We start from the raw sequence: 26,260 nt of genomic DNA, 5'->3' as shown, positions 1-26,260 counted from the left end.
TCATGGCATAGAGTGCCGGGAAAAATCTTGACGTTTTGAAAAAGACTTAAGGGAAATTAATTCGCTTGTGGTGATGAATAATTCAGCGAAAACCACCGGATTAGAATAACCTGATAGTGATTTGTTATTGGTCAGTTTTTGTCAGCTATGCTCTGATATTCCGGTTAATAATAAAATAAGAAGGCTTATAACCATGATTGCAAGGAAAACGTTACTCGCGCTGGCGCTCAGCGCCGCCTTACCCTCAGGCGCTGCGTTCGCGGCCAGCACTGACACCATCATCTACTGCTCAGAAGCGTCGCCGGAGTCATTTAACCCGCAAATCGCCAGTTCCGGTCCGTCGTTTGTGGCAAGTTCACAGGTGCTCTACAACCGACTCATTAACTTTGATCCGGTAAAGAATACCCCAATACCGTCTTTGGCAACGGACTGGACAATTTCTCCCGATGGGAAGACTTACACGTTTACCCTGCGCCAGGGGGTGAAATTCAACAGTAATAAATTCTTTAAACCTACCCGCGACTTCAACGCCGATGACGTGGTTTTCTCGGTATTGCGCCAGAAAGATGCCGATCATCCGTACCACAAGGTTTCTCAGGGCAGCTACGAATACTTTAACGATGTCGGTCTGGATAAACTGATCAAAGAAGTGAAGAAGGTGGATGATTATCACGTTCAGTTTGTGCTGAATGAACCTAACGCCGCGTTTCTTGCCGACTGGGGGATGGATTTCGCTTCCATTCTTTCCGCGGAATATGCTGACGCGATGCTGAAAAAAGGCACCCCGGAAAACGTTGATAATTGGCCGATTGGCACCGGGCCATATGTGTTGCAGCAGTACAAACAGGATTCCCAAATCCGTTATCTGGCCAACCCGAACTACTGGGATGGCGCCGTCCCGACGAAGCACCTGATATTCTCGATCACACCAAATGTACAGACCAGACTGGCAAAACTGCAAACTAACGAATGCCAGATTATCCCGGCGCCTGCGCCAATCCAGTTTGACGAGATCAACAAGAATAAAGATTTGACGCTGCATTCGGTTGAAGCGCTCAACGTCGGGTATCTGGCGTTTAATACCGAGAAAAAACCGTTTGATAACGTGCTGGTGCGTCAGGCGTTGAACTACGCGACCGATAAAAAAGCCATTATTAACGCCGTCTTTTTAGGTTCCGGTACGGTGGCAAAATCGCCGATTCCACCGAATATGATGGGGTTCAATAACGATCTAAAAGATTACGCTTACGACCCGCAAAAAGCGAAAGATCTGCTGAAACAGGCTGGGCTGGAAAACGGATTTGAAGCGACGCTGTGGTCAATGCCGGTTCAGCGTCCATACAACCCGAACTCCCGACGTATTGCCGAGATGATCCAGAGCGATTGGGCAAAAGTCGGCGTAAAGGCAAAAATAGTGTCATACGAGTGGGGCGAATATCTCTCCGGAATGCGCAAAGGCGAGCATGACACCGCGCTGTTCGGCTGGATGTCAGACAACGGCGATCCGGATAATTTCGCGGATGTACTGTTGGGCTGCGACAGCATTAAAACCGGATCTAACGCCGCGCGTTGGTGCGATAAAGAGTATAATTCTCTGGTTCAAAAGGCGAAACTGGTGAGCAAACCTGAAGAACGCGCCGCGCTGTACCAGCAGTCGCAAGAGATTTTCTACCAGCAGGCTCCGTGGATAGCCCTGGCAAATGGCAAAACGTTCTATGCCACGCGTAGCAACGTCAGCGGATACAGCGTCAGCCTGATGGGCAGTGATTTTTCAAAAGCAAAATTAAATTAAAGAGTTAAGGAGAGGTTATGTCGCATCTGGATGAGGTCAGCGCACGAGTTGATGCCGCCATTGAAGAGAGCGTCATTACGCATATGAATGAATTGCTGATTGAACTCAGCGATGATGCCGCGCTGAGCCGGGAAGATCGTTACACCCAGCAACAGCGTTTGCGTACGGCTATTGCACATCATGGTCGTCAGCATAAAGAGGATATGGAAGCCCGTCGCGAGCAGTTGACCAAAGGCGGCACAATCCTTTAATTCGTTATTACTGTTATCCGGCCTGTATGTTCAGGCTGGATAAATTCCGTAAGTCTGATAAGCGAAGCGCCATCCGGCAGTTAAAATGAGCGCCTCGCGACCAACCAGGCCCCGACGACCAGCAGCACCGCGCCGCAAACAGGCCCCACCAGCGCACGGAGCGGTACACCATGACTGCGCAGAATATCCAGCACCAGTCCGCCAATTAACTGGCTGGCGACCAGTACCGCAATCGTGGTGGCAGCCCCCACATTTTGATAGCCGCTGATACTGGCAAAAACAAAAAAAGACCCCAGCAAACCGGGGATCAGCGTCCACCAGCGCACGCTGGTGATCAGTTCGCCAAACCCCGCGGCGCCTTGCTTGAACCACAGAATGCTGACAAACAGTACAATCCCAACCAGTGAGTTCAGCAGCATGGCAATCAGGATCGTCGAGGAGGTCTGCGTGATACGCACCATTAAGGTGTTTTGCACCACCAGACCAATACCTGCGGCAATCAGAAAGGAGAGGGTCAGCGTCTGGTTCATCTGCCGGCATCCGGATCGCGACGATCGTCTAACTGCAGTTGCATAAAGGTCAGATCCAACCAGCGACCAAATTTGGTGCCAACCTGCGGCATTTGTGCCGTGATGTTAAATCCCAGCGTACTGTGCAGATGCAGCGACGCCTGATTCTGAGACTCAATCCCCGCCACCATTACATGTTTTCCGCACACCCGCGCTTCTTCTATCAGTCGGCTGAGCAGCGCTCGTCCCAGGCCCTTGCCCTGATGCTCAGGATGGACATACACCGAATGCTCAACGGTATGACGAAATCCGTCAAAGTTACGCCAGTCGCCGAACGAAGCATATCCAGTGACTACGCCGTTTTCTTCACTTACCAGCACGGGATAGCCCATCAACTGGCGGGCTTCGAACCAGGCGATACGGTTTTCGGTATCGACCGTTTGATCGTTCCAGATAGCCGCCGTATGCAGTACCGCGTGGTTATAAATTTCAGCAATAGCGGCGCAGTCTGCTTTGCTGGCAAATCTAATTGACATGTTGAACCTCAGGGCTTGTTCACTATAGTATTACAATATGAATACTATTGAAGACAGCATAAATCAACGGATCGGTGCAAGAATTCGCCTTGAACGAGAATCTCGCGGCTGGTCTCTGACGGAACTCGCCGAGCGTGCAGGCGTGTCGCGGGCAATGATCCATAAAATAGAGCGTGGTGAGAGTAGCCCCACGGCCACGCTGCTGGGCAGGCTCTCCGGGGCGTTTGGCATCAGCATGTCGATGCTGATTGCACGAGCCGAAATGCAGGAGGGCAAGTTGCTGCGCCTCGCTGACCAGCCCGTCTGGCACGATCCGCAGAGCCACTATCTGCGACGCCATGTCTCACCGCGCAGCGATCTCCCCATCGACCTGGTACAAATCGAATTGCCCGCCGGAAGCAATATCCCAATGCCAGCATCCTCCTACGTGCAGGCCAGACAGCTTATCTGGCTACAGCAGGGGGAGTTAGTCTTTGTGGAAGGCGATGTGCGTCATGAAATGAAAGCGGGCGATTGTCTGGAACTGGGGCCGCCGAATGACTGTCGGTTTATCAATGAAACCACGCAAACCTGCGTTTATCTGGTTGTGCGATTAAACCATGTCGTGAGCTAAATGCTGGCGCAGGCTGCTACTATTGATGGATTCATGCCAAAAGCAGAGGAGCACATCATGGGTCAACAGACTAATCGTAACCGCCGTTGGGTACTGGCTTCCCGCCCACATGGCGCGCCAATCCCGGATAACTTCCGTCTTGAAGAAGATGAAGTCGCAACGCCGGGAGAAGGTCAGGTTTTGCTGCGCACCGTTTTCCTTTCTCTCGATCCTTACATGCGTGGGCGCATGAGCGATGAACCGTCTTACTCGCCTCCCGTTGAGATTGGCGGTGTGATGGTCGGTGGCACTGTGAGCCGCGTCGTGTCCTCCAACCATCCTGATTACCAGCCTGGCGAATGGGTGCTGAGCTACAGTGGCTGGCAGGACTATGACATTTCGGACGGCAACGGGCTGGTGAAGCTTGGCGATAATCCTGAACATCCCTCCTGGGCGCTGGGTGTTTTGGGAATGCCGGGATTTACCGCCTATATGGGCTTGCTGGACATTGGCCAGCCGAAAGCAGGGGAAACGCTGGTTGTTGCCGCTGCAACTGGCCCGGTGGGCGCAACGGTTGGACAGATTGGTAAGCTCAAAGGGTGTCGGGTGATCGGTGTAGCGGGCGGGGCAGAGAAATGCCGGCATGCTACCGAAGTGCTGGGCTTTGATGTTTGTCTCGATCACCATGCGCACGATTTTGCACAACAACTGGCAAAAGCGTGTCCACAGGGAATTGATATTTACTACGAGAACGTTGGCGGTAAGGTATTTGACGCTGTGCTGCCGTTACTCAATACCTCGGCGCGCATTCCGCTTTGCGGACTGGTCAGCGGTTATAATGCGACATCGCTTCCGACCGGCCCTGACCGATTACCGTTGCTGATGGCAACCTTACTGAAAAAGCGTATCCGGATGCAGGGTTTTATCATTGGTCAGGATTATGGTCACCGCATTCATGAGTTTCAGCGGGAGATGGGGCGCTGGATTAAAGAGGGTAAAATCCACTACCGTGAGCAGGTCACTGACGGTCTGGAGAATGCGCCGCAGACCTTTATCGGTTTGCTGACCGGTAAAAACTTCGGCAAGGTGGTTATTCGCGTAGCAGACGATGCGTAAAGAGTGCTGGCGGGAGCGATTCCCGCCAGTATCATTCAAAACGCCAGGCCAGATTAATACCCACGCCATAGTTTCGTCCTGGCGCCGGTTCGTAGTACCGGCCATTTGATTCATTCACAATCACCGAACCGACGTAGGTCTTATCAAACAGGTTATCCACCCGGCCAAACAGGTCGATCATAAGGTTGCTGTAATAAAATTTATAGCCGGTATTCAGGCCGACTACGCTATATGACGGGGCTTTCGCCGTATTTTCATCATTAGCCATAATGTCCCCCATATAACGCACATCTGCTCCCGCATACCAGCCTTCATCAGGCACGTAGCCCAGTGACGCGAATCCCATGTTTTGCGCTATGCCGGGCAGTCGGTTGCCGTTGCAGTTTTGATCGCCGCAGACATTGCTGCGATAGGTTGCATCCAGCCAGGTCCATGCCGCTTTTACGCGCCAGTTTGTGGCAAAGCGTTGGTCCCAGGATAGCTCGCCTCCCTGACGGCGGGTTTTCCCGGCGTTTTTATAGGTCGTACGACCGCCATTGTTACTATCAACGACGATTTCGTCATCCGTGTTGGTCTGGAACAGGGCCGCGGTAAACAGCCCATCGCCGATACGCGTTTTGCTGCCGATTTCAATGGTGTCATTTGTGGACGGCTGTAAACCAAAATTCATCCCGCTTTGGCCATCGGAACGGTAGGAGAGTTCGTTAATTGTCGGCGTTTCAAATCCTCTCCCCGCAGCCAGATAGACGTTCCAGGCGTCCGTCATCGCATATTTCAACGATCCGGCAGGGAGCCATTGGTGATAGCTGGCGTCCCCGCTGTCATCGCCGTTACCCGGCGTAATGTAGCGATCGTTGGAATCAAACCACACGGAACTGTAACGAACGCCAGCATCCAGCGAAAGCTTCTCCGTCAATTGCCACTGGGTTTGCAGATAGGGATCGACGTTCCACATCAGGTTACGTTCATTGCGTCGCACGTCGCCTTTCTGACCATACTCAGGCACACCATTATCAAGCCGATAGTTGTTATAGCCTTTACGGTTTTCACTCATGTTTTCATAGTTTATGCCGGTGGTGAAGGTTACCGGGATCCCCAATTCGCCACGGTGAGTCCAACGGTTATCTATCCCCTGATAATGACGTTGTAGAGTGATAACGCCTCCGGCATGGGAGGGTCTTAACTGTGGGGCCATTGGGATCGACTGATACTGGGTGGTTTCACGCTCCCCCGCATAGGTCATGATGCTGAGATCATCCTGCGCGCTGAGCTGGCGTTCATAGCGCAATCCCGCCTGGGTCTGTTTGATGGTTTTTCGCGTATTGAATTGCTCGGCGCGAGGCGATTGCTGCGGATTGGCATTCCACTCTGACTTCGTCAGGCCTCCGGGATCGTCGGCCTTAATATCCACGCTGTTGAAAATCAGCGTCAGTTTACTCGCGTCATCAATACGTACGCCGAGTTTGGCGTTAGCCAGATTTTTTTGCGCGCTGCTGTGATCGCGATACCCATGGGTAGTAAATCGGGTCGTTGAAACGGTGTAATCCACATCGCCTGGCTGAGTACCGTCGCCCAGCGCTCCGGTGGCCTTTAAACCGTAGCGCCAGGTGCCAAAACTACCGTAATAGCTGCTGGCTTCAATGGTGGACGGCTCACGCCCTGTTTCAGTACTGACATTAATCACACCGCCGGAAGCATTGCCATACAGCGCAGAGAAGGGACCCCGCAGGACTTCAATATTTTGTACGCTGCTGATATCGATATTGGATGTTTGGCCTTGCCCATCCGGCATGGTGGCTGGGATTCCGTCTACATACATACGAATGCCACGGATACCATACGTGGTGCGTGAACCAAAACCACGAATCGACAACTGGAGGTCCTGCGCGTAGTTCTGCCGATTTTGCACCTGTAGCCCAGGGACGCTGGTCAGCGATTCGGACAGGTTAATGCGCGGTGTTGCCAGACGCATATCTTCACCGGCAACAACGCTGACGGCGGCAGGCGTATCCAGCTCTGAAACGGATTGTGGCGTCGCGCTAACGATCAGCGTTTGCTCGTTTATCTCACTGTCTGCCGCGGCAAAAGTCGAGAGAAAGACAGGCAGTAATGAAACAGGAAAGACAGTATAGCGGGCTGAAAAAATCGTCATGAATAAGGCCAGTTTATGATGCTGACGCCGGGAAACGGACGGTAAGCATGTGAATTTTTTTATAAAAAAGATGAATTTTAGCGCTACTGAATTGCGGTAATTTTTCGGGCAATGAAAACGAGTGTAGTCAATATGTGAAGAAGTGCTCCACTTTGCGATGAATAATGATTACTATTCTCATTCTTAAAAAGGCAAAACCATGATTTTGCTCATTGAAGCTATGTGAAGCAGTAACAAACGAATTTATCAAAGGGAGTCGTCATGTCTTTACGTCATCTGTTTTCGCCGCGCCTGCGTGGTTCTTTACTGTTAGGTTCACTGCTCGTGGCATCATCTTTTACGACACAGGCTGCGGAAGAATTGCTGCGCAAAGCCGTGGGCAAAGGTGCCTATGAAATGGCATACAGCCAGCAAGAGAACGCGCTGTGGCTGGCGACCTCACAGAGCCGCAAACTGGATACCGGGGGCGTGGTTTACCGTCTTGACCCGGTGACGCTCGAAGTGACTCAGGTTATCCATAACGATCTCAAACCGTTTGGCGCCACCATCAATAACACCACGCAAACGCTGTGGTTTGGTAATACGGTAAACAGTGCGGTGACGGCGATGGATGCTAAAACAGGCGCGGTGAAAGGGCGCCTGGTGCTGGATGCGCGTAAGCGTTCTGAAGCTGTGCGCCCGCTGCAGCCGCGTGAGCTGGTCGCCGATGATGCGACCAACACGGTCTACATTAGCGGTATTGGTAAAGAGAGCGTAATTTGGGTCGTGGACGGTGAGACGATCAAACTTCAGGACACAATCCAAAATACTGGCAAAATGAGCACCGCTCTGGCTGTCGACAGCAAGGCTAAACGCCTGTACACCGCCAATGCGGACGGCGAATTTATCACTATCGATACCACCAATAACAAAATTCTCAGCCGTAAAAAGCTGTTGGATGATGGAAAAGAGCACTTCTTTATCAACCTGAGTCTGGACACGGCGGGTAACCGCGCATTTGTTACCGACTCTAAGGCTGCGGAAGTGCTGGTTATTGACACCCGCAACGGCAATGTACTGGCGAAAGTCGCCGCGCCGGAATCCCTGGCCGTGCTGTTCAACCCGGCGCGCAACGAGGCCTATGTGACTCATCGTCAGGCCGGTAAAGTAAGCGTGATCGACGCGAAAAGCTACAAAGTTGTCAAAACGTTCGAGACCCCAACATTCCCGAACAGCCTGGCGCTCTCCGCCGACGGTAAAACGCTGTACGTTAGCGTGAAACAGAAATCTACCCGCGAGCAGGAAGCTACCCAGCCGGACGATGTGATTCGTATTGCGCTGTAATTAACCGGAGGGGGAAACCCCTCCTGTCATTTCTCTAAACCTCACGATACGCCTCGTTACACCCCGCCAGTAGCCTGACTAACTTCAGGGACTTACACTACGCCCTCAACGGCTAACTGAATAACACGGGAATACCATGAAAAAGCCATTTATGTGTCTTTGTGCAGGCGTCATGCTGTTTACGCTGGCAGGTTGCACAACCAATTACGTTATGACGACCAAAAGCGGACAAACGATTACCACCCAGGGCAAGCCAAAGCTGGATAAAGACACGGGAATGACCAGCTATACCGATCAGGATGGGAATGCGCGGGAAATTAATAGCAACGATGTTGCGCAGCTCATTGAAGCAGACTAAAAAAGAAGGCCTGAAGGGGTAACCTGTCAGGCCTTTTATCCTTACGGCGCGGTGCGGTGGATTTCCGCTACGCGTTTACGCACGCCGAACCAGCCTGCAACCAGCAGGATGGCGATTAACGGTAATGATGCGATGGTATAAGTGCCGTTTGGATAATCAAACGCCATCAGCACCAGCACGCTCAGCAGGAACAGCAACGTGAGCCAGGAGGTAAACGGCGCACCTGGCAGTTTAAAACTGACGTCTGCGGTTTTACCTTCTTTAATCGCCCGGCGCAGACGCATCTGACAAACCATGATAAATCCCCACGACGCAATGATGCCCAGCGAGGCGAAATTAAGCACGATCTCAAACACCTGCGACGGCACCAGATAGTTCAGGAATACCCCTACGACATACACGACCAGTGTGGCGAGGATCCCGGCCCATGGCACCTGTTGGCGGCTCATTTTAGCCATAAATTTTGGCGCGGAACCGCCCATCGACATGGAACGTAAAATACGCCCGGTGCAGTACAGGCCGGAGTTCAGACTGGAAAGCGCCGCGGTGAGCACCACAATATTCATGATGCTGCCGATATACGGCACGCCAAGTTTGGAGAAGAAGGTGACAAACGGGCTTTGCCCCGCCTGGTAGGCATTCCAGGGCAGAAGCAGAACCAGCAGGACCACCGAACCCACGTAAAACAGACCGATACGCCAGATAACGCTATTGATTGCTTTCGGCACCATCGTTTGCGGATCTTTGCACTCACCCGCGGCAGTGCCGACCAGTTCGATGGAGGCAAACGCGAAGACGACCCCCTGAACCAGTACCAGCGCTGGCAGCAGGCCATGCGGGAAAAATCCGCCGTTGTCGGTTATCAGGTGAAAACCCGTGGCGTTGCCATCCAGCGGTTTTCCGCTACCTAAGAAAACGGTACCCACAACCAGGAAAATCACAATCGCCAGCACTTTGACCAGCGCAAACCAAAACTCCATCTCTGCGAACCACTTCACGCCGATCATGTTCATGGTGCCGACAATGGCCAGCGCCCCGAGGGCGAACACCCACTGCGGCACGTCGCCAAATGCGCCCCAGTAATGCATATACAGCGCAACTGCGGTGATATCGACAATACCGGTCATCGCCCAGTTGATGAAATACATCCAGCCCGCCACATAGGCGGCTTTCTCACCTAAAAATTCGCGGGCGTAGGAGACAAAGCTACCGCTGGAAGGGCGGTGCAAAACCAGTTCGCCGAGCGCGCGAAGAATAAAGAACGAAAAAATACCGCACACCAGATAGACCAGCGCCAAAGCGGGGCCAGCCATCTGCAACCGTGCGCCTGCCCCTAAAAACAACCCGGTACCAATCGCGCCGCCAATGGCGATCATTTGTACCTGTCGATTGCCCATCGCCTTGTGATACCCCTCTTCGTGAGCATTCAACCAGCGTCGTTTCGCCGCATGTTGTTCCGCGGCTTGCGTGTTGTGTGTGTTCATTACGTTTCCTGTTGACCTGACTGATTTACAAAATCCTTTTTGCCGCACCTGCTGCGGCGAAAACAGCGTTACCCTTCATTGTGTTACGGGGGAAAACTGCCGGCCGAGCATCCTACATTCAATTGTTCACTTGCGCAAAGCCCCGATAACAAGAATTCAGCATTTTTGTGCAGCCGGAACTGGCGCGGTGTGGCCTCGATTCAGCCAATAAAAGAAAGGGGCGTTTTAACCAGGGAGAGGAGTGCGCTTATTAAGACATTCGCCCGATAAGCGCCGTAACGTTATGCTGATACGCCAAAGACCTGAACGGCCTGCTGTAAGCGTGATGATCGCTGGGTCAGATCGGCGGTAGCATCAGTAACACGTTCCACCATTTCGGCGTTATTGTGTGTCATGGCGCCCACGCGTGAAATTGAATCGTTAATCAGATCCAGCGCCTGGGTTTGCTCTCGCGTGGCCAGACTAATCTCTTTGATCATCATCGACATCTGCAGGACATCACCAATCATCCCGGTGAGATGTGTTTCCGTTCGCTCCACCATTTTGACGCCGCTGTTAACGTTGGCGACGTTCTTCTCGATCAACTGTTTGATCTCTTTTGCCGCCGACGCCGAGTGCTGCGCCAGATTGCGAACTTCTGCTGCGACAACGGCGAAGCCGCGCCCGGATTCTCCGGCTCGCGCGGCCTCAACCGCGGCATTGAGCGCCAGGATATTGGTCTGAAAGGCAATGCTATCGATAACGCCAATGATGTCGACTATCTGTCCGTTATCACGCGAGATTGCCTGCATCATGGTAATGGTTTGTTTCATGATATCGCCGCCTGCTGCCGCGTTGGCGCTGGTTTTATCTGCCATGGTCATGGTCTGCGCCGCCGTTTCAGCGGTTTGCTGTACCGCACTGCCAATTTCTTCGATGGCGGCAGCCGTTTGTTGCAGGTCAGCGGAGGTTTCTTCTGAACGCTTGTGCAACGCAGTACCTTCTTTTGATACCCGCTGACTGATGGCGCGAATACCGGATAGTTGCGTACTGACGTCATCGACCAGTGAATTCAGATTAAGCCCGGATTGATTAACCAGATGCATCAACATTCCTATTTCATCGACCCTGTTTAAATGACAGTTATCGGCTTTACGACCAGACACCACTTTCTTCATTTGCGTCAGTAGCGTATTAACTGGCTGACAAATTTGATACTTAAGGTAAATAGCCAGTGCCAGAAACAGCATCAACAGCCCACCCGCCTGAATAATAGAATTCACAGGGGATAAGATAAATAACAACGCCAGCAGGGCAGTCACCCCTAAACTATAATTGACGCGCTGGCTAATACTCAGCCATTTAAACATTGAAACCCATGCCATTATGCCGCGACGAATGATAATACCTTTAAACAGACGAAAGCCTTTAAGCTGCTGACTATTTATTTTTTGATATAAGTTTTCACTTTGGGTTATTTCATCGCGCGAAGGAACAGTGCGTACCGAGATGTAACCAGTGAGTTTTTCATTGTGCCAGACCGGCGTCACGTTGGCCCGCACCCAGTAATGATCGCCATTCTGCCGCCGGTTTTTCACCATTCCCGTCCAACTGTCCCCCTGCTGTAGCGTGTACCACATATCGGCGAAAGCGGCAGAGGGCATATCAGGGTGGCGAATAATATTATGCGGCTCGCCCATTAACTGGTGTTCGCTGAATCCGCTGGCGTCAATAAAAGCAGAGTTGGCGTAGGTAATATGACTTTCTTTATCTGTTGTCGAAAGCAGCGTCGCTTTATCGTTAAGTGCGTACTCAATTTGTGTAACAGGCATGTTACTTTTCATAGAGGCCCCAGGTGGTATGTATAAGCCATAAAAAAATCCCCGCAATAAAGCCAGGGGATATTAAAAACTGTTTAAACCATTTTAATAAGAAACGCTGTATTCTCTACTAATCATGATTTCGGTGGAAGTAGTTATAATAAAAATCCCGACGTATAAAAGTTGTTAATTGTCATGAAAGTGAAACATCTAATACAAATATATAACGTGGCAAGCTATTTAATCTGACTTAATGTAAATCACGCTAAAAAAATCACCATAAAAAGCACACTGGCAGAAAGGATAAAGAAGGTATTACTGTAGTAACAACAACCCTATTATATTTTGTAGGTAATACGTGCAGGCTGTTTTTGCGGCGTGTTTCGCCCGTGAGAGATAAGCCGAATCTTATCCCTGACAGCAACAGGGCTGGTTATCTACTTTTTTGCTGAGCAAATGTGAATTAAGTGTTTCATTATGGTTATTTGATAATTTAATAATAAAGACATGTTAACAAATATGGGCCTGTAACATGTCATATCGCCTGAGTATTCTGGATAAAAGCCCCGTTGGGGAAGGAGAAACTGCCGTGATGGCGCTTGCCCGGACCTTGCGTCTGGCGCAACTGGCAGAAGAGTGGGGATACCATCGTTTCTGGATCGCGGAACACCATAATACACCACAGCTGGCCAGCCCGTCGCCGGAGCTGGTGATCGCCTGGATCCTTGGGCAAACCCAGCGTATCCGCGTCGGTTCCGGCGGCGTGATGCTGCAGCATTACAGCCCGTACAAAGTGGCGGAAAACTTTAATCTTTTGGCATCGTTGGCCCCCGGACGTGTCGATCTTGGCGTCGGAAAAGCGCCTGGCGGCTTACCCCTGTCGACTCAGGCGTTACAGCTGGGACTTCATCAGGATGAAAAAGGCAGTTTTGCTGACCAGCTTTCTCAGCTTAACGGTTGGCTGGCGCTGAACGGCACGGAAAGCGGGGAAACGGTTTTCCCGACGCCAATCCCACCGCGACCGCCAGAAGGGTTTGTGCTGGGAGCCAGTGTACAAAGCGCTCAGCTGGCAGCGCAATCCGACTGGAATTTCATCTTCGCGGCACACCTCAACGGTGACAGAGCGTTATTGCGTGACGTTTTGTCCTTCTGGCAGACCCACAGCACACGCCCGACGATAGTCGCCGTCCAGGTGATTGTGGCTGACAGTAACGACACCGCCGCGCAGCTTGCGGAAAACGTGCAGATCTGGGGCGTGGAACTCGAAAATGGCCAACGCGTCACGGTTGCCAGCGAAGAGCAAGCGCTGGCCTTCGCTGCGCAGGCTGGCAGTCCACCCCGCAAAATCGCGCGTCGTGAACAGGCCTTGTTACACGGTACTGCCCACGACGTGTTGGCAAAACTGAATGCCCTGCATACGCAATTTGGCATTAATGAGTTCATTATCGACACGCCAGTGGCAGAGGGGCACGCGCGTCTGACGTCGCTACGGTTGTTGGCACAAGCCCATAACGCCGTGGAGGTGGTCTGATGACACTGGCGACAACGCTTATCAACTGGCGTCGTGAATTGCATCAACACCCGGAACTTTCCCTGCAGGAAGTGGCGACGACGGCGCGTATTCGCGACTGGTTGCGCAGTGCTGATGTCCAGATTCTGCCATTCAACCTGAAAACTGGTCTGGTCGCGGAAATTGGTCAGGGAGAAGAGATCATCGCCTTGCGGGCGGACATTGATGCCCTGCCGATAGAAGAAAGCGCCGATGTTCCGTTTCGCTCACTCACGCCGGGGGTGATGCACGCCTGCGGGCACGATATTCACACCAGCGTCATGCTTGGCGCCGCGCTGCTGCTTAAGCAGCAGGAAGCAGACTTACCGGGGCGAGTACGTATTTTGTTTCAACCCGCGGAAGAGAGTTTTGGCGGCGCCAAAACACTGATTCGCGCCGGTGCACTGCAAAACGTCGCGGCTATTTTTGGCATGCACAATGAACCGGGTTTGCCGGTAGGGGAGTTCGCCACGCGCGGCGGTGCATTCTATGCCAATGTTGATCGCTTTGTGTTACGTATCAATGGAAAAGGCGCACATGCGGCGCGTCCGCATGAAGGCAAAGACGCCATCCTGCTCGCCAGCCAACTGGTAACAGTTTTGCAAAGCGTTGCCAGTCGCGATGTTAACACCCTGGATTCAGTGGTGCTCAGCGTGACCCGTATTCAGGGAGGAAACACATGGAACGTACTGCCGGAGTCCGTAGAGCTGGAAGGGACGCTCAGAACGCATCGCATTGAGGTGCAGCAGCAGGTCAAAGCCCGGGTAAATGACATCGCCGCCGGATTTGCCCACGCTTTTGGCGCACAAATTGATGTTATCTGGCATGCGGGACCGACCGCGCTGGTGAACGATGATCGTTGGGCGGATATCGCCACCGCCGTGGCGAAACAATCAGGCTACGCCACCCACTATGCCGACCTGCATATGGGCGGGGAGGATTTTGCCGTCTACCTGCAAAATACGCCTGGAGCGTTCGTCAGTATTGGTAGCGCCAGCGAATACGGATTACATCATCCGGGATTTAATCCGGATGAACGCTTAATAGAACCCGCCGCGCACTACTTTGCTCATTTAGCAAAAACGGCATTCGCACACATTTAATTTTACCTGTTGGGTAGGGGTTATTATGGCTGGAAATCGGCAACTACGGCTCGGCACTATTCTGCATGGCGCATCGGGAAATATGTCTGCATGGCGTCATCCGGCGGCGCAGGCCGATGCCAGTATTAATTTTGACTTTGTTAAAGAAACAGCGCTTATTGCGGAAAAAGGGAAGTTGGATTTTATTTTTGTCGCCGATGGTCTGTATATTAATGAAAAATCAATTCCACATTTTTTAAATCGCTTTGAGCCGCTGACGGTATTATCTGCGTTGGCCAGCATCACCCGCAATCTGGGACTGGTTGGCACTGTCTCCACGTCATACAGCGAGCCCTTTACCACCGCCCGGCAGTTTGCCAGCCTCGACCATCTCAGCCAGGGCCGTGCCGGATGGAACGTGGTGACGTCGCCTCTGGAAGGGTCGGCAAAAAACTATTCCCGCGCCCAGCATCCAGAGCATGCCCAACGTTATCGTATTGCCGATGAATATTTACAAGTAGTGAAAGGACTGTGGGATTCCTGGGAAGATGATGCTTTTACCCGTAACAAGGCAAGCGGAGAATTTTTTAATCCGCAAAAATTGCACACGCTTAACCATCATGGGGATTATTTTCAGGTTGCCGGGCCGTTAAATATCGGGCGAACACCACAAGGTCGTCCAATTATATTTCAGGCTGGGGCTTCATCCGATGGCAAGAAATTAGCAGCGCAGCATGCTGATGCCATTTTTACTCATCAGGAGTCGCTGGCGGAGGCTAAAGCGTTCTATCAGGATGTAAAAAGCCAATTAGCAACCACCGGGCGCGGTCCCGAACAACTGCATATATTCCAGGGCGTCAGCGTCATTGTTGGCGACAGTGCAGAGGACGTAGAGCAGCAGTATCAGACTACCGCTGCGCTGGTTTCCATTGCTGACGCACTGAACTACCTTGGCCGCTACTTCGAACATCATGATTTTGCCCAATATCCGCTGGACGCACCGTTCCCGGATCTGGGTTCCCTCGGACAAAATAGCTTTCGCAGCACGACCGATGAGATCAAGCGTAATGCGCGCGAACGGGGGTTAACGCTACGTCAGGTTGCCCTGGAAGCCGCCAGCCCGCGTCCGCGTTTTAGCGGCACGCCGCAGCAGGTAGCCGACGGTCTTCAGCAGTGGTTCGACGAGAAAGCGGCTGACGGTTTTATCATTCAGGGAGGAACGCCGGATACCTTCCCACGTTTTGTCGAACAGGTTATCCCCGTGCTTCAGGCTCGTGGCCTGTTCCGCCATGAATATCCCGGTACGACCCTGCGTGCAAGCCTGGGATTAGCGACACCTGCAAATCAATTCACACAATAAGAGAACAACGCTATGCAGAAAAAATCAGTCTTCCTCGCGCTGTCGCTGGCTTTCAGCGCGACCGTCTGGGCAAATGACGTGACTATTAACGGCACGGGCGTAAGCCTGGAAGCCAATAAAACGCCGATTAATACGGCAAAAAATCCGCAGGCGATGGCGCAATTACCCGCGAACCTGCACCTGGCCGTACCGGGCAAATTCACCGTGGCGATTGCCGGGCTCAGTCAGCCGCCGCTGACCGTGTTTGCCGATGACAATAAAACACTGATCGGCAGCGAGGCGGACATTGCCCGTCTGGTGGCAGACAGTCTGGGTCTGGAACTCAACGTTGTGCCCACATCATGGGAAGACTGGCCGCTGGGCGTCACCTCCGGCAAATACGATGCCGCGATCAGCAATATTACCGTCACAAAAGCGCGGAAAGAGAAATTCGATTTCGCGACCTATCGTAAGGACTCCCTGGGCTTTTATGTCAAAACCGGCAGCAAGCTGAAGAAAATCGAGCAGGCGGAAGATATCGCCGGTCTGCGCATTATCGTCGGTTCGGGGACGAACCAGGAAGCCATCCTGCTGGCCTGGAACGATGAAAACGTGAAGAAAGGGTTACAGCCGTTTACGCCAGTGTATACCAAAGACGATGCCGCCCAGACTCTGGCCCTGCAGTCAGGTCGCGCTGATGCCTACTTCGGTCCTAACGTTATTGGCGCGTGGAAAGCCGCGCTCAACGGTAAAACACAATTGGTGGGTAGCGTTGATGGCGGTTGGCCAAAAGCGGCACATATCGCCGTGACGCTGAAAAAGGACAGCGGTTTGGTTCTGCCTGTGCAAACCGCCCTCAACGGCGTGATTGGCAACGGCGACTACGACAAGGTACTGAACCGTTGGGGGGAAGGGGTGGAACGCATTCCGCAATCTGAGATCAACCCAGCCGGGTTAGGCGACTAAGGAGGTTATCGTGAGCGATCAATTTCGCGTGGTCTCACCTGAAGCCAGCGAGCTGCAACCCATTTTGAACGGTCTGTTTGGTGAATATGCCGCCCGCTATGGCGATTATTTTTCTCGCGACGCAGAGGTGGAACTGACCGAATGGTATCTGGCGCCGCAGGGGCTATTCGTAGTACTGGAACGTAACGGTGAGATCATCGCCACCGGGGCCTACAAACCTTACGACAAAGATACCGCCGAGATTAAGCGTATCTGGACGAAAAGCAGCCTGCGACAGCAGGGGCTGGCGGCGCGCGTAGTGCAGGAGCTGGAGCGTAGGGCGCTACTCGCGGGCTACAGCCGGATTTATCTGACCACAGGATTTCGCCAGCCGGAGGCCGTCCGGCTGTATTTAAGTCAGGGCTACGATCCGCAGTTTGATACAGCGCGCGATCCCGAAGAGTACAGCCAGCCGCCGTTTGATGGACGACTGCGCTTTACCAAACTGTTAACCATCGCCGGTCAGGCCAGAATAGCCTGAGGAGATAAAATGAAAACGACTGATAGCATTAAAGTCGTACCGGCGCGCTATCCCATGCGTACCGTCGGAGCGATCATTGCTTTGTTTGTTCTGGCGGTGATTATCCAGTCCGTGGCGTTTAACCCGCGCTGGGAATGGGCCGTGTTTGCCCGCTGGTTCTTCGATCCGGTTATCTTGTCCGGTCTCGGGCAAACATTATTGCTGACGCTTATCGGTACGCTGTTGAGTATTCTCATCGGCGGTCTGCTGGCGCTGGCGCGACTTTCATCTTCCTGGCTGCTGAACGGTCTGGCATGGGGATACATCTGGCTGTTTCGCTCGTTACCGCTGATTGTAGTGCTAATCGTTCTGTACAACTTCTCCTATCTGTACGACACGTTGACGATTGGTATTCCGTTTACTCCCATTCAGTGGGGCAGTTTTGAGACCATCAATGTACTCGGCCAGTTTTCCACTGCGGTAGTCGGCCTGACGCTGGTGCAAAGCGCCTATACCGCTGAAATTATTCGTGGTGGATTTTTGGGGGTTGATCACGGTCAGTACGAGGCTGCTGCGGCGCTGGGCTTACCGGCATGGCGACGTACGCTGCGAATTATCCTGCCGCAGGCGCTGCGCACTATTTTGCCTGCCGGGTTCAATGAAATCATCAGTCTGGCGAAAGGGACGGCGATGGTATACGTGCTGGCCATGCCTGAGTTGTTCTACACCATCCAGATGATCTACAACCGCACGCAGGAGGTGATCCCGCTGCTGATGGTCGGCGCGGTGTGGTATCTGGTGATCACCAGCGTCCTGTCGTTAATTCAGCACCTGGTCGAACGCGCGCTGGCACGTAGCGAACGACGTTCAGCGATCAATACCGCCCGGGTGAGTCGTGCAGAAAAACGCAGTCGTCAACGTCCACAGCAGGAGACCGCCCATGTCCCACTCGCCTGAAGGCCATATTTCTATTACCGGCGTCAGCAAATACTTCGGTCGCCACAAAGCGCTGGATAATGTGTCGCTGGAGATCCCGCCCGGTACGGTAACCGTTATTCTTGGCCCATCCGGCTCCGGGAAATCCACTCTGTTGCGGACTATCAACCATCTGGAGCGCGTCGATGAAGGGTTTATTCAAATTGATGGCGATTACATTGGCTATCGTCGGCAGGGAGATAAGCTGTATGAGCTGAAAGAGGCGGAAATTTTGCGTCAGCGCGTTAACGTCGGCTATGTGTTCCAGAACTTTAACCTGTTCCCGCACTTAACGGTGTTGGAGAATTTGATTGAAGCGCCCATTGCGCACGGTCTGGCAACACGTAAAGCCGCTACCGAGCGGGCATTAACCCTGCTTGATGCGGTAGGACTGCGTAATAAAGCCGATGCCTGGTCGCGTCACTTATCCGGCGGACAGCAACAACGTATCGCCATTGCCCGTGCACTGGCATTAAATCCGCGCGTCATGCTGTTTGATGAACCCACGTCAGCGCTTGATCCCGAACTGGTGGGCGAAGTGCTGGATGTTATCAAAGCGCTGGCGCAGTCGGGAACCACGCTGGTTGTAGTAACGCACGAGATTGGCTTCGCCCGGGAAGTGGCGGATCAGGTGGTGTTTATGGTCGATGGCAAAATTGTCGAGCAGGGCAGCAGCGAGCAGGTGCTGAATCATCCACGCCACACGCGCACCCAGCAGTTTTTGTCGAAAGTGCTTTGAGACACATTGCGGCACAAGGGTGTGCCGCACAGGGGTTATACAGTGACAACGATTTTGCCTACCTGACCGTTGGCTTCCATGTATTGATGTGCCTCGACGATATCATCAAAGGCGAAGGTTTTATCAATCAGCGGATTGAGCTGCCCGGACTGCAATCCTTCAAAGATAAACCGTTTCGCTCGCGAAAGTTTTTCTGCGTCCGAGGTGATTTCAAAAATTTCATAACCACGGAAAGTCAAATGGCGACCGAGGATCTCAATGACCGGTATAGAAAGGTCGCGTGCATCAAGCGAGCCATATTGGAAAAAGATCCCACCGGCCGGCATCACCTGGGCAATTTTTGCCACTCCCGGGCCACCGACCGGATCGAAGACCACACGGGTTCCTTTGCCATCAGTAATGCGTGAGATCTCAGTGACAAGATCTTGCTCATGACTGGCGATAACATCTGCTGCCCCAAGCTGCAAAAGCTGGCTTCGCTTCTCGCTGGTTCGCGTCATCGCAATAGGCTTTGCGCCGAGCATATTAGCAATCTGAATTGCCGCCAGTCCGACGCTACTGGAAGCAGCATTGATCAGCACATTATCTCCAGGTTTAATATCCGCATATTCAACCAGCGCACCGAATGCGGTCACATACATCATCCAACTGGCGGCGGCTTCGGCAAAGCTAAGGTTTTGCGGATGTTTTACGACCGCGTGCGCCGGGGCATTAACGACTTCTCCATACATACCATATTGATGAAAGCTGAAAGCCGGAATGACGCTAACGTAATCCCCTGGTGCAAACTCACCTACGTTGTCTCCTACGGATTCAACGACTCCGGCAGCTTCATAACCCAACCGTGCCGGGAAATGAGGTTGGTAAATATACTGACCTGTGCGGTACATAATCTCCGCACGGTTGATACCAATTGCCCGTACGCGGATCTGAACCTCATTTGCATCAGGCGCGGGAACCTGCATGTCCTGAATCTTCAGGACGTCAGCGTCACCAATTTGATTAAAAACTACGACCTTAGACATAGCAGACCTCAGTAAATTGTTCTGTATTGGGTCCGCACAATTTAACGATTCAGATGAGAGTGAAAAACCGCAGTTGCGGAACTTCACTATTACTCATTTCGTAACAATCCCTGAAGCCGCGGTTTTTGTTGGCTAAAAAGTTCGCACAGCCAGTCAATGAATACCCGTACGCGAGGGGTGAGGTGACGCCTGTCGGGGTAAAGCACAGAAACCGGTTTTGATTCTCCGGCGTAATCGGCCAGCACCTCAACGAGCTGACCCGACTGGAGGTAGGGGGCCAGCACGGCATGAACACCACGTATGATGCCGAGTCCAGATAAACAGCCGGTCAGCAATATATCGGAGTTATCAACGCTTATCCGCCCGGTGGGCGTGAACGATAAAGTTTTACCTCCGCTAATGAAGGACCACTCCAGCGCTTCCCGGTGACGCTCGCTAAAAAAGTTAAGCGCCTGGTGTCGGGATAAATCCTCTGGTGTCTGCGGTACGCCATGTTGTTGCAAATAATCCGGTGACGCGCAGGTCACCATCTTTACTTCACCAAGTCGCCTGGATATCAGGGAAGAGTCTTGTAATTCGCCGATACGGATCATGCAGTCGATACCTTCGGCAAGCATATCGATTTTACGGTCGGTGGAGGTGAGTACCATCTCGATGTCAGGATATCGCGACTGGAAATCTTTCAGCGCAGGAACTAACACGGAATGCGCCAGCGACAGAGGGGCATTAACCCTGAGTTTTCCGCGTGGCGGGCGGGTTGGCGAGAAAGAGGCCATGATGTCATCAACGTCGCCAAGCAGTATTTTTGTGCGTTGGTAAAAAGCGTCACCTTCATCGGTCAGCGTCACTTTACGGGTTGTGCGGTTAAGTAACTTTGCCCCCAGTTCGTCTTCAAGATGCTGGATGGCTTTGGTCACTGCGGGGCGATGCAGGTGTAATACGTCTGCAGCTCTGGCAAATCCACCTTGCTCAACAACCTGTATAAAAATGGTCATATATTCAAACATACTGGAACGCATCGCTTATTTCTCCCGATATCCGATCATTGTTATTATGAGAGTAATAATCATGCCTGCATAGGTTATTGAATGCTGCTCTACACTTAGTGTTTTAACGTTGAGGGTTACAGCATGATTAAGGTCTATGGGGTGCCGGGCTGGGGATCGGCCATCAGTGAAGTGATGCTCACACTGGCGGAGATCCCTTACAGTTTTATTAATGTCGACGGTTTTGACAGCGATGGTCCTTCGCGGGAGTTGCTTAAGACAATGAATCCGCTATGCCAGGTGCCCACACTGGTACTGGAAAATGGCGAAGTCATGACGGAAACAGCGGCGATCGCCCTGATGATCCTCGATCGTTGTCCCGAGCTTTCGCCCTCCGTTGGGCGCAGCGAGCGTCAGCAGTTCCAGCGTCTGTTGATATGGCTGGTGGCAAATGTCTATCCCACATTCACCTATGCCGATTATCCTGAACGCTGGGTGCCGGATGCTCCGACGCAGTTGAAAAAAAATTGTATTGAGTACCGAAAATCTCTCTATATGTGGTTGAATGACCAGCTAAGCGCCGAGCCGTACGCTTTCGGAGAGCAGCTAACCTTGCTGGACGTCTATATTTGTGTGATGCGTAGCTGGGGGCCGGGACATGACTGGTTCCAGGACAACACGCCGAATATTAGCGCTATCGCTGATGCGGTTTGCCAGCACCCACGGCTACGTTCCGTGCTGAAAAACAATAAGATTATTTGAGAAAACACACTTTCTGACCAAAACAATAAGGAACCTGCTATGCCGCACGTTGATATTAAATGTTTTCCCCGCGATCTGAGCGACGAGCAAAAATCCGCGCTGGCGGCGGATATTACCGACGTCATTATTCGTCATTTGCAAAGCAAAGACAGCTCGGTAAGCGTGGCGCTGAATCAAGTTGAGCCAGAGGCGTGGCAGGGCGTGTGGGATGCGGAGATTAAGCCGCAGATGGCAACGTTAATTAAAAAACCTGGCTACAGCATGTGAGATAAAACGGGCGAATTTTCCGCCCGTTTTCAACAGGTTTACGGTGTAACGATGTTAAACCAGAATTCGAACTTATCCATATAGCCGAGCATAGCGTCAAGTTTAGCGCCGTCGCCGGTTATCTTCACATCGCCGCTGTCTTGCGCCTGTTTCAGCGTCACTTCCTTGAGGATGATTTTATTGAGCGTGTCGCGATTCAATGTGATCGTGGCGTCAGCCTCTTTTGCTTCGGCATTGGCGGTATGGTTTAGCACGCCATTTTCCAGTTCAAGCTTATATTTACCACCGTCGCTGCCAAGGTCGATGTTAAACACCGATTTGGCATCACCCGCTTTCTGCCCGTTAATATGWACCGCCAGRTAGTCRAAGAACATTTCYGGSGTCATRGCRCGYACSGTATCCGGGCTKGCAGTGTTCGGGGTTGGSCCTTTAACCACACCATTACGCAGCTCTTGCGCGCCGGTCAGGTAGAAGTTGCGCCACGGACCGGATTCAGCCTGGTATCCTAGCTGTTCCAGCGCATCAGCTTCCAGGTTGCGCGCGGCCTGGTTATTGGGATCGGCAAACACCACTTTGCTCACCACCTGGGCCACCCAGCGATAGTTACCCTGGTCATAGTCGGCTTTCGCTTTCTGCAGAATGGCGTCCGCTCCGCCCATATAGTCGACGAATTTCTTCGCCGCTTCTTCCGGCGGCAGTTCATCCAGCGTTGCCGGGTTGCCATCAAACCAGCCGAGATAGAGCACRTAGGTCGCYTTCACRTCATGRCTGACSGAACCATAGTAACCGCGRTTMGCCCAGGTATGCGCCAGKSWRTCCGGCAGYTTRAAGTTYGCSGCGATTTCATCRCGGGTCAGACCTTCGTTAGCCATACGCAGSGTCTGGTCGTTRATRTAACGATASAGRTCWCGYTGGCTTTTCARCAGGTTMACSACWTTKTCRTTRCCCCAGGTYGGCCAGTGGTGCTGYGCCATSAKRATTTCTGCTTTATCWCCCCAGCGYACAATSGCTTCGTTRATGTAYTTSGACCAYGGCARYGGYTCACGAATTTTSGCSCCRCGCAGGGARTAGGTRTTGTGCAGGGTGTGGGTGACGTCTTCAGCAGACTCRATSAGTTTYTTCTCTTCGATATACCACAACATTTCWGACGGSGCTTCKGASCCTGGGGCCARCATRAAGTCATAGGTCAGGCCATCRATRACYTCTTTYTGMCCATCTTTTTCAATKATRTTGGTTGGSGCAATCAGGGTGACGGTTCCCGCGGAGGTCGTGGTTCCCAGTCCGGCACCAACCTGACCTTTGGCATCAGGTTTTAGTAGATTGCCGTACATATAGCTCGCGCGACGGCTCATAACGTTGCCGGCCATGATATTCTCAGCCACCGCCGCTTCCATAAAGCCGGCAGGTGCATAAATCTTCACTTTGCCCGCTTTAACGTCTGCTTCATCAACAACGCCGCGCACGCCGCCGTAATGGTCAACGTGGCTGTGCGTATAAATCACCGCGACAACKGGYTTTTKACCGCGGTTTTTAAAGTARAGRTCCATCCCGACTTTGGCSGTTTCWGCWGAYACYAGCGGGTCRACRACGGTRAYSCCTTCTTTACCTTCAATGATMGTCATGTTGGAMAGRTCGAGGTTRCGGATCTGRTARACRCCKTCSGTCACTTCAAACAGKCCGCTGATGTTRATCARCTGRGACTGRCGCCACAGGCTCGGATTTACCGTATCCGGGGCTTTATCGCCTTCTTTAATGAACGCATATTGTTGTGGATTCCAGATGACATTTCCTTGCTCACCTTTGATCACATCCTGAGGAATTGGGGCGATGAAGCCTTTATGAGCATCGGTAAAGTCGGTGTTATCGGAGAAGGGCAGTTGATTGAAAAGCGCATTGTTCGCTTGTTGCGTGGAAGCGGTTGCGTCCTTTGGCGCTTCAGCGGCAATCAGGGGAGCAGAGGCAGAGGTGAGTAACCCGGCAAGGATAAAACTTTGTGCGATTCTATTCAGTTGCATCGTAAAACCTCTCTGACACTTTATAAGTACAGTTGGGGGATGCTGCTTTGACTGATTGGGTTTGGAATAGATATTTGAGTTAGAGCAAGTTTAACTATAATTCACGCAAATGATTCAGCAAGGAAGGACAGCGATTCATCCGACTGGTTTTTCAGAAGTTTTAAGAAGACGGTGAGGGATGAAAAGCATGAGCCGCCATTCGTTAGCAGACAATTATTCGCCTGCGGTAATGCGTCTCCCTATGGAGACAAACGTTCCGGCCCCAAGGTGATGCAGGGTAGTGAGCTTGTCATCATCAAACTGCCATCGTCCTTCCACGAAGGCTCTCTCATCAGCGGCCGCCGAGACCACTTCCCCAAACAGGGTGTCATACTTTTCCTGTGCCGCCGTTGCAGGCAGTAGACGGCATTCCATCCAGGCCAGGCATTTTGCTTCTATCAGCGGTAAACCCAGCACCGGTCCTTGCACCACAGGAATGCCGTAGCAGTTGAATTTATCTTCCACGCGACCGGAAACGCTGCCAACGGCCCAGGTCCAGTTAGCGGCGGCAACCCCCGGAATAACGATGCCAAACATGCCGCTGCGTTCAATCAGTTCCCGCGACCAGGCGGTTTTATCAACCACAATTGCGATACGCGGTGGTTCAAACTCAACGGGCATTGACCACGCAGCAGCCATCACATTCCGCCGCTCTGTATGATCGTCCCGACTGGTGATTAAAATGGTAGGGCCGTGATTTAGCAGTCGACTGGCATGTTTTAGTTCGAGAGGACGAAAATGGCTCATGGATGCTCCTTGGCTGAGAGATAACACACCACAATTAACTTAGATATTAACGGTATTAGCGATTTTGTCGCCTCGTGAGGAAGAACAACGCACAAAATCGACGGCGTAAAATTAAAAATGCGTTATAAGTACAACATTACACAAACAGGAAGCTGTTATGACGCCTTTTTTAAACGCTTATTTTGCCCGTATTGGCTGGTCAGGTTCGGCCAACGTCAACATTGAAACCCTGCGAGCGCTGCATTTACTGCACAACAGCGCCATTCCTTTTGAAAATCTCGATGTGCTGCTGCCACGCGAAATGCAACTCGACGACGCATCGCTGGAAGAGAAACTGGTGACGGCGCGTCGCGGCGGTTATTGTTTTGAGCAAAATGGGTTATTTGAGCGGGCGCTCCGCGAAATCGGTTTTACCGTTCGCAGTTTACTTGGACGTGTGGTACTGGCGAATCCGTCAAGCCTACCGCCACGCACGCATCGTCTGCTGCTGGTTGAGCTGCAGGGAGAGCAGTGGATCGCTGACGTCGGATTCGGTGGGCAAACGCTGACAGCGCCGATTCGTCTGCAGGCAGATGTTGCACAGCACACACCACACGGAGAGTATCGTCTGATTCAGGAAGGTGAAGACTGGATTTTGCAGTTCCTTCATCACGAACACTGGCAATCAATGTACCGTTTTGACCTGGTTATGCAGCATCAGAGCGATTATCTGATGGGCAACTTCTGGTCGGCGCATTGGCCGCAGTCGCATTTTCGTCACCATCTGCTGATGTGCCGTCATCTGCCAGACGGCGGTAAATTTACGTTAACCAATTTTCATTTTACCCATTATCAGGATGGCCATGCGGTAGAGCAGATTAATCTGCCTGACGTCGCCAGCCTGTACGCCTTATTGCAGGCACGGTTTGGATTGGGCGTGGATGATGTGAAGCATGGATTTACTGAAGAAGAATTGGCGACGGTAATGGCGGCGTTTGATACGCACCCGGAAGCGGGGAAATAACACCATCGGGAATAGTGCCGGATGCGGCGTAATCGCCATATCCGGCCCATAGAAATAGATTAAAAATCTATCGCCCATTCGGCATGAAACAGGATCACCGCCGAACCGGTAATGGTGACTTTTTCCGGCTGGTTATCACGAATAGCGACCGTCACATCAACTATACCGTCACGACCCAGCGCGCGGCCCTGATGCCCCTGAACACGTAACGTTTTGCCATCATGCGCCATCAGTCGGTGGTGAACCAGCCACGCGCCCATCGGCCCGTTGGCATTGCCGGTGACTGGATCTTCCACAATACCAATTGCGGGTGAAAACATGCGTCCATCGGTGGCGYTTAGGCCACCAGGCATCA

23 protein-coding genes and 2 pseudogenes are annotated in these 26,260 nt (G+C 52.3%); 15 read left to right on the top strand and 10 right to left on the bottom strand.

Going from position 1 to position 26,260, the window contains the following annotated elements; translation table 11 throughout:
• Window positions 1-193: 193 nt before the first annotated feature.
• Window positions 194-1,792: an ABC transporter substrate-binding protein gene (locus JSN25_RS16245; protein ID WP_038640710.1), complete on the top strand. Its 1,599-nt coding sequence runs from the start codon at window positions 194-196 to the stop codon at window positions 1,790-1,792.
• A 17-nt stretch (window positions 1,793-1,809) separates the two neighbouring features.
• Entirely contained in the window at window positions 1,810-2,043 is a 234-nt protein-coding gene (locus JSN25_RS16240; protein ID WP_038640708.1) for a YdcY family protein, read from the top strand.
• Between the two features lie 80 nt (window positions 2,044-2,123).
• Here JSN25_RS16240 and JSN25_RS16235 read toward each other — a convergent pair whose 3' ends face one another.
• Both JSN25_RS16235 and JSN25_RS16230 read right to left on the bottom strand, forming a co-directional pair.
• A complete protein-coding gene (locus JSN25_RS16235) occupies window positions 2,124-2,573 on the bottom strand; it encodes a DMT family transporter (protein WP_085048177.1) in 450 nt (149 codons plus the stop codon).
• Entirely contained in the window at window positions 2,570-3,088 is a 519-nt protein-coding gene (locus tag JSN25_RS16230; protein ID WP_085048178.1) for a GNAT family N-acetyltransferase, read from the bottom strand. The genes JSN25_RS16235 and JSN25_RS16230 overlap by 4 nt, the downstream gene beginning before the upstream one ends.
• 37 nt (window positions 3,089-3,125) lie before the next feature.
• Here JSN25_RS16230 and JSN25_RS16225 point away from each other — a divergent pair, with 37 nt between their 5' ends.
• Together JSN25_RS16225 and JSN25_RS16220 are read left to right on the top strand one after the other, a co-directional pair.
• On the top strand, window positions 3,126-3,701 hold the full coding sequence (locus JSN25_RS16225; protein WP_204525135.1) for a helix-turn-helix domain-containing protein: 576 nt from the start codon (window positions 3,126-3,128) through the stop codon (window positions 3,699-3,701).
• A gap of 57 nt (window positions 3,702-3,758) precedes the next feature.
• A complete protein-coding gene (locus tag JSN25_RS16220; protein WP_137351476.1) occupies window positions 3,759-4,796 on the top strand; it encodes an NADP-dependent oxidoreductase in 1,038 nt (345 codons plus the stop codon).
• Window positions 4,797-4,827: 31 nt separating this feature from the next.
• Here the strand turns inward: JSN25_RS16220 and pqqU are convergent, their stop codons facing one another.
• Entirely contained in the window at window positions 4,828-6,948 is a 2,121-nt protein-coding gene (pqqU, locus tag JSN25_RS16215) for a TonB-dependent receptor PqqU (protein WP_204525134.1), read from the bottom strand.
• A gap of 261 nt (window positions 6,949-7,209) precedes the next feature.
• Here pqqU and yncE point away from each other — a divergent pair, with 261 nt between their 5' ends.
• The gene (yncE, locus tag JSN25_RS16210; RefSeq protein WP_204525133.1) at window positions 7,210-8,271 is read left to right on the top strand and encodes a 7-bladed beta-propeller protein YncE; all 1,062 of its coding nucleotides are present in this window, start codon (window positions 7,210-7,212) and stop codon (window positions 8,269-8,271) included.
• Between the two features lie 136 nt (window positions 8,272-8,407).
• Window positions 8,408-8,629, top strand: coding sequence for a YgdI/YgdR family lipoprotein (locus JSN25_RS16205; protein WP_038640695.1), 222 nt, complete (start codon window positions 8,408-8,410; stop codon window positions 8,627-8,629).
• A 41-nt stretch (window positions 8,630-8,670) separates the two neighbouring features.
• On the opposite strand, the gene ansP is transcribed toward JSN25_RS16205, so the two are convergent.
• Entirely contained in the window at window positions 8,671-10,113 is a 1,443-nt protein-coding gene (ansP, locus tag JSN25_RS16200) for an L-asparagine permease (protein WP_038640693.1), read from the bottom strand.
• 281 nt (window positions 10,114-10,394) lie between these two features.
• Window positions 10,395-11,936, bottom strand: coding sequence for a methyl-accepting chemotaxis protein (locus JSN25_RS16195; protein ID WP_204525132.1), 1,542 nt, complete (start codon window positions 11,934-11,936; stop codon window positions 10,395-10,397).
• Between the two features lie 508 nt (window positions 11,937-12,444).
• On the opposite strand from JSN25_RS16195, the gene JSN25_RS16190 reads away from it, so the two are divergent.
• From JSN25_RS16190 to JSN25_RS16165, 6 genes and pseudogenes are all read left to right on the top strand, one after another.
• Window positions 12,445-13,443, top strand: coding sequence for an MsnO8 family LLM class oxidoreductase (locus JSN25_RS16190; protein WP_085048182.1), 999 nt, complete (start codon window positions 12,445-12,447; stop codon window positions 13,441-13,443).
• Window positions 13,443-14,564 carry an amidohydrolase gene (locus JSN25_RS16185; RefSeq protein WP_038640686.1) on the top strand — a complete coding sequence of 374 codons (1,122 nt, stop codon included), beginning with the start codon at window positions 13,443-13,445 and terminating at the stop codon, window positions 14,562-14,564. Before JSN25_RS16190 ends, JSN25_RS16185 begins: the two co-directional genes overlap by 1 nt.
• Before the next feature lie 25 nt (window positions 14,565-14,589).
• A pseudogene (locus JSN25_RS16180) lies at window positions 14,590-16,848 on the top strand (NtaA/DmoA family FMN-dependent monooxygenase).
• Between the two features lie 10 nt (window positions 16,849-16,858).
• On the top strand, window positions 16,859-17,368 hold the full coding sequence (locus tag JSN25_RS16175) for a GNAT family N-acetyltransferase (RefSeq protein ID WP_006684497.1): 510 nt from the start codon (window positions 16,859-16,861) through the stop codon (window positions 17,366-17,368).
• A 9-nt stretch (window positions 17,369-17,377) separates the two neighbouring features.
• Window positions 17,378-18,304 (top strand): amino acid ABC transporter permease, encoded by a 927-nt coding sequence (locus tag JSN25_RS16170; protein WP_087856590.1) that lies wholly within the window; start codon window positions 17,378-17,380, stop codon window positions 18,302-18,304.
• A complete protein-coding gene (locus tag JSN25_RS16165; protein ID WP_038640679.1) occupies window positions 18,288-19,061 on the top strand; it encodes an amino acid ABC transporter ATP-binding protein in 774 nt (257 codons plus the stop codon). The genes JSN25_RS16170 and JSN25_RS16165 overlap by 17 nt, the downstream gene beginning before the upstream one ends.
• Window positions 19,062-19,096: 35 nt before the next feature.
• Here JSN25_RS16165 and JSN25_RS16160 read toward each other — a convergent pair whose 3' ends face one another.
• Both JSN25_RS16160 and JSN25_RS16155 read right to left on the bottom strand, forming a co-directional pair.
• Complete coding sequence (locus JSN25_RS16160; protein WP_204525131.1) at window positions 19,097-20,086, bottom strand: zinc-dependent alcohol dehydrogenase family protein; 990 nt, start codon at window positions 20,084-20,086, stop codon at window positions 19,097-19,099.
• An 89-nt stretch (window positions 20,087-20,175) separates the two neighbouring features.
• Complete coding sequence (locus JSN25_RS16155; RefSeq protein WP_069324918.1) at window positions 20,176-21,105, bottom strand: LysR family transcriptional regulator; 930 nt, start codon at window positions 21,103-21,105, stop codon at window positions 20,176-20,178.
• 111 nt (window positions 21,106-21,216) lie between these two features.
• Here JSN25_RS16155 and JSN25_RS16150 point away from each other — a divergent pair, with 111 nt between their 5' ends.
• Window positions 21,217-21,834: a glutathione S-transferase family protein gene (locus tag JSN25_RS16150; RefSeq protein ID WP_038640673.1), complete on the top strand. Its 618-nt coding sequence runs from the start codon at window positions 21,217-21,219 to the stop codon at window positions 21,832-21,834.
• 39 nt (window positions 21,835-21,873) lie between these two features.
• Complete coding sequence (pptA, locus tag JSN25_RS16145; protein WP_069324916.1) at window positions 21,874-22,101, top strand: tautomerase PptA; 228 nt, start codon at window positions 21,874-21,876, stop codon at window positions 22,099-22,101.
• Between the two features lie 38 nt (window positions 22,102-22,139).
• Here pptA and JSN25_RS16140 read toward each other — a convergent pair whose 3' ends face one another.
• Together JSN25_RS16140 and JSN25_RS16135 are read right to left on the bottom strand one after the other, a co-directional pair.
• Window positions 22,140-24,116 (bottom strand): alkyl/aryl-sulfatase, encoded by a 1,977-nt coding sequence (locus tag JSN25_RS16140; protein WP_204525130.1) that lies wholly within the window; start codon window positions 24,114-24,116, stop codon window positions 22,140-22,142.
• A gap of 213 nt (window positions 24,117-24,329) precedes the next feature.
• On the bottom strand, window positions 24,330-24,902 hold the full coding sequence (locus tag JSN25_RS16135; protein WP_121529063.1) for a flavin reductase family protein: 573 nt from the start codon (window positions 24,900-24,902) through the stop codon (window positions 24,330-24,332).
• Between the two features lie 157 nt (window positions 24,903-25,059).
• Between JSN25_RS16135 and nhoA the strand changes: the two genes are divergently transcribed.
• Window positions 25,060-25,905, top strand: coding sequence for an N-hydroxyarylamine O-acetyltransferase (gene nhoA / locus JSN25_RS16130; RefSeq protein WP_038640665.1), 846 nt, complete (start codon window positions 25,060-25,062; stop codon window positions 25,903-25,905).
• Between the two features lie 59 nt (window positions 25,906-25,964).
• Here nhoA and JSN25_RS16125 read toward each other — a convergent pair.
• Window positions 25,965-26,249, bottom strand: a pseudogene (locus JSN25_RS16125) (PhzF family phenazine biosynthesis isomerase); the annotation flags it as partial.
• Window positions 26,250-26,260: the final 11 nt, after the last annotated feature.

It is taken from the genome of Citrobacter cronae (assembly GCF_016893685.1).
Taxonomy (GTDB): domain Bacteria; phylum Pseudomonadota; class Gammaproteobacteria; order Enterobacterales; family Enterobacteriaceae; genus Citrobacter; species Citrobacter werkmanii.
The sequence above is the reverse complement of the archived record's forward strand: the minus strand, read 5'-3'. Positions and strand labels throughout refer to the sequence as shown.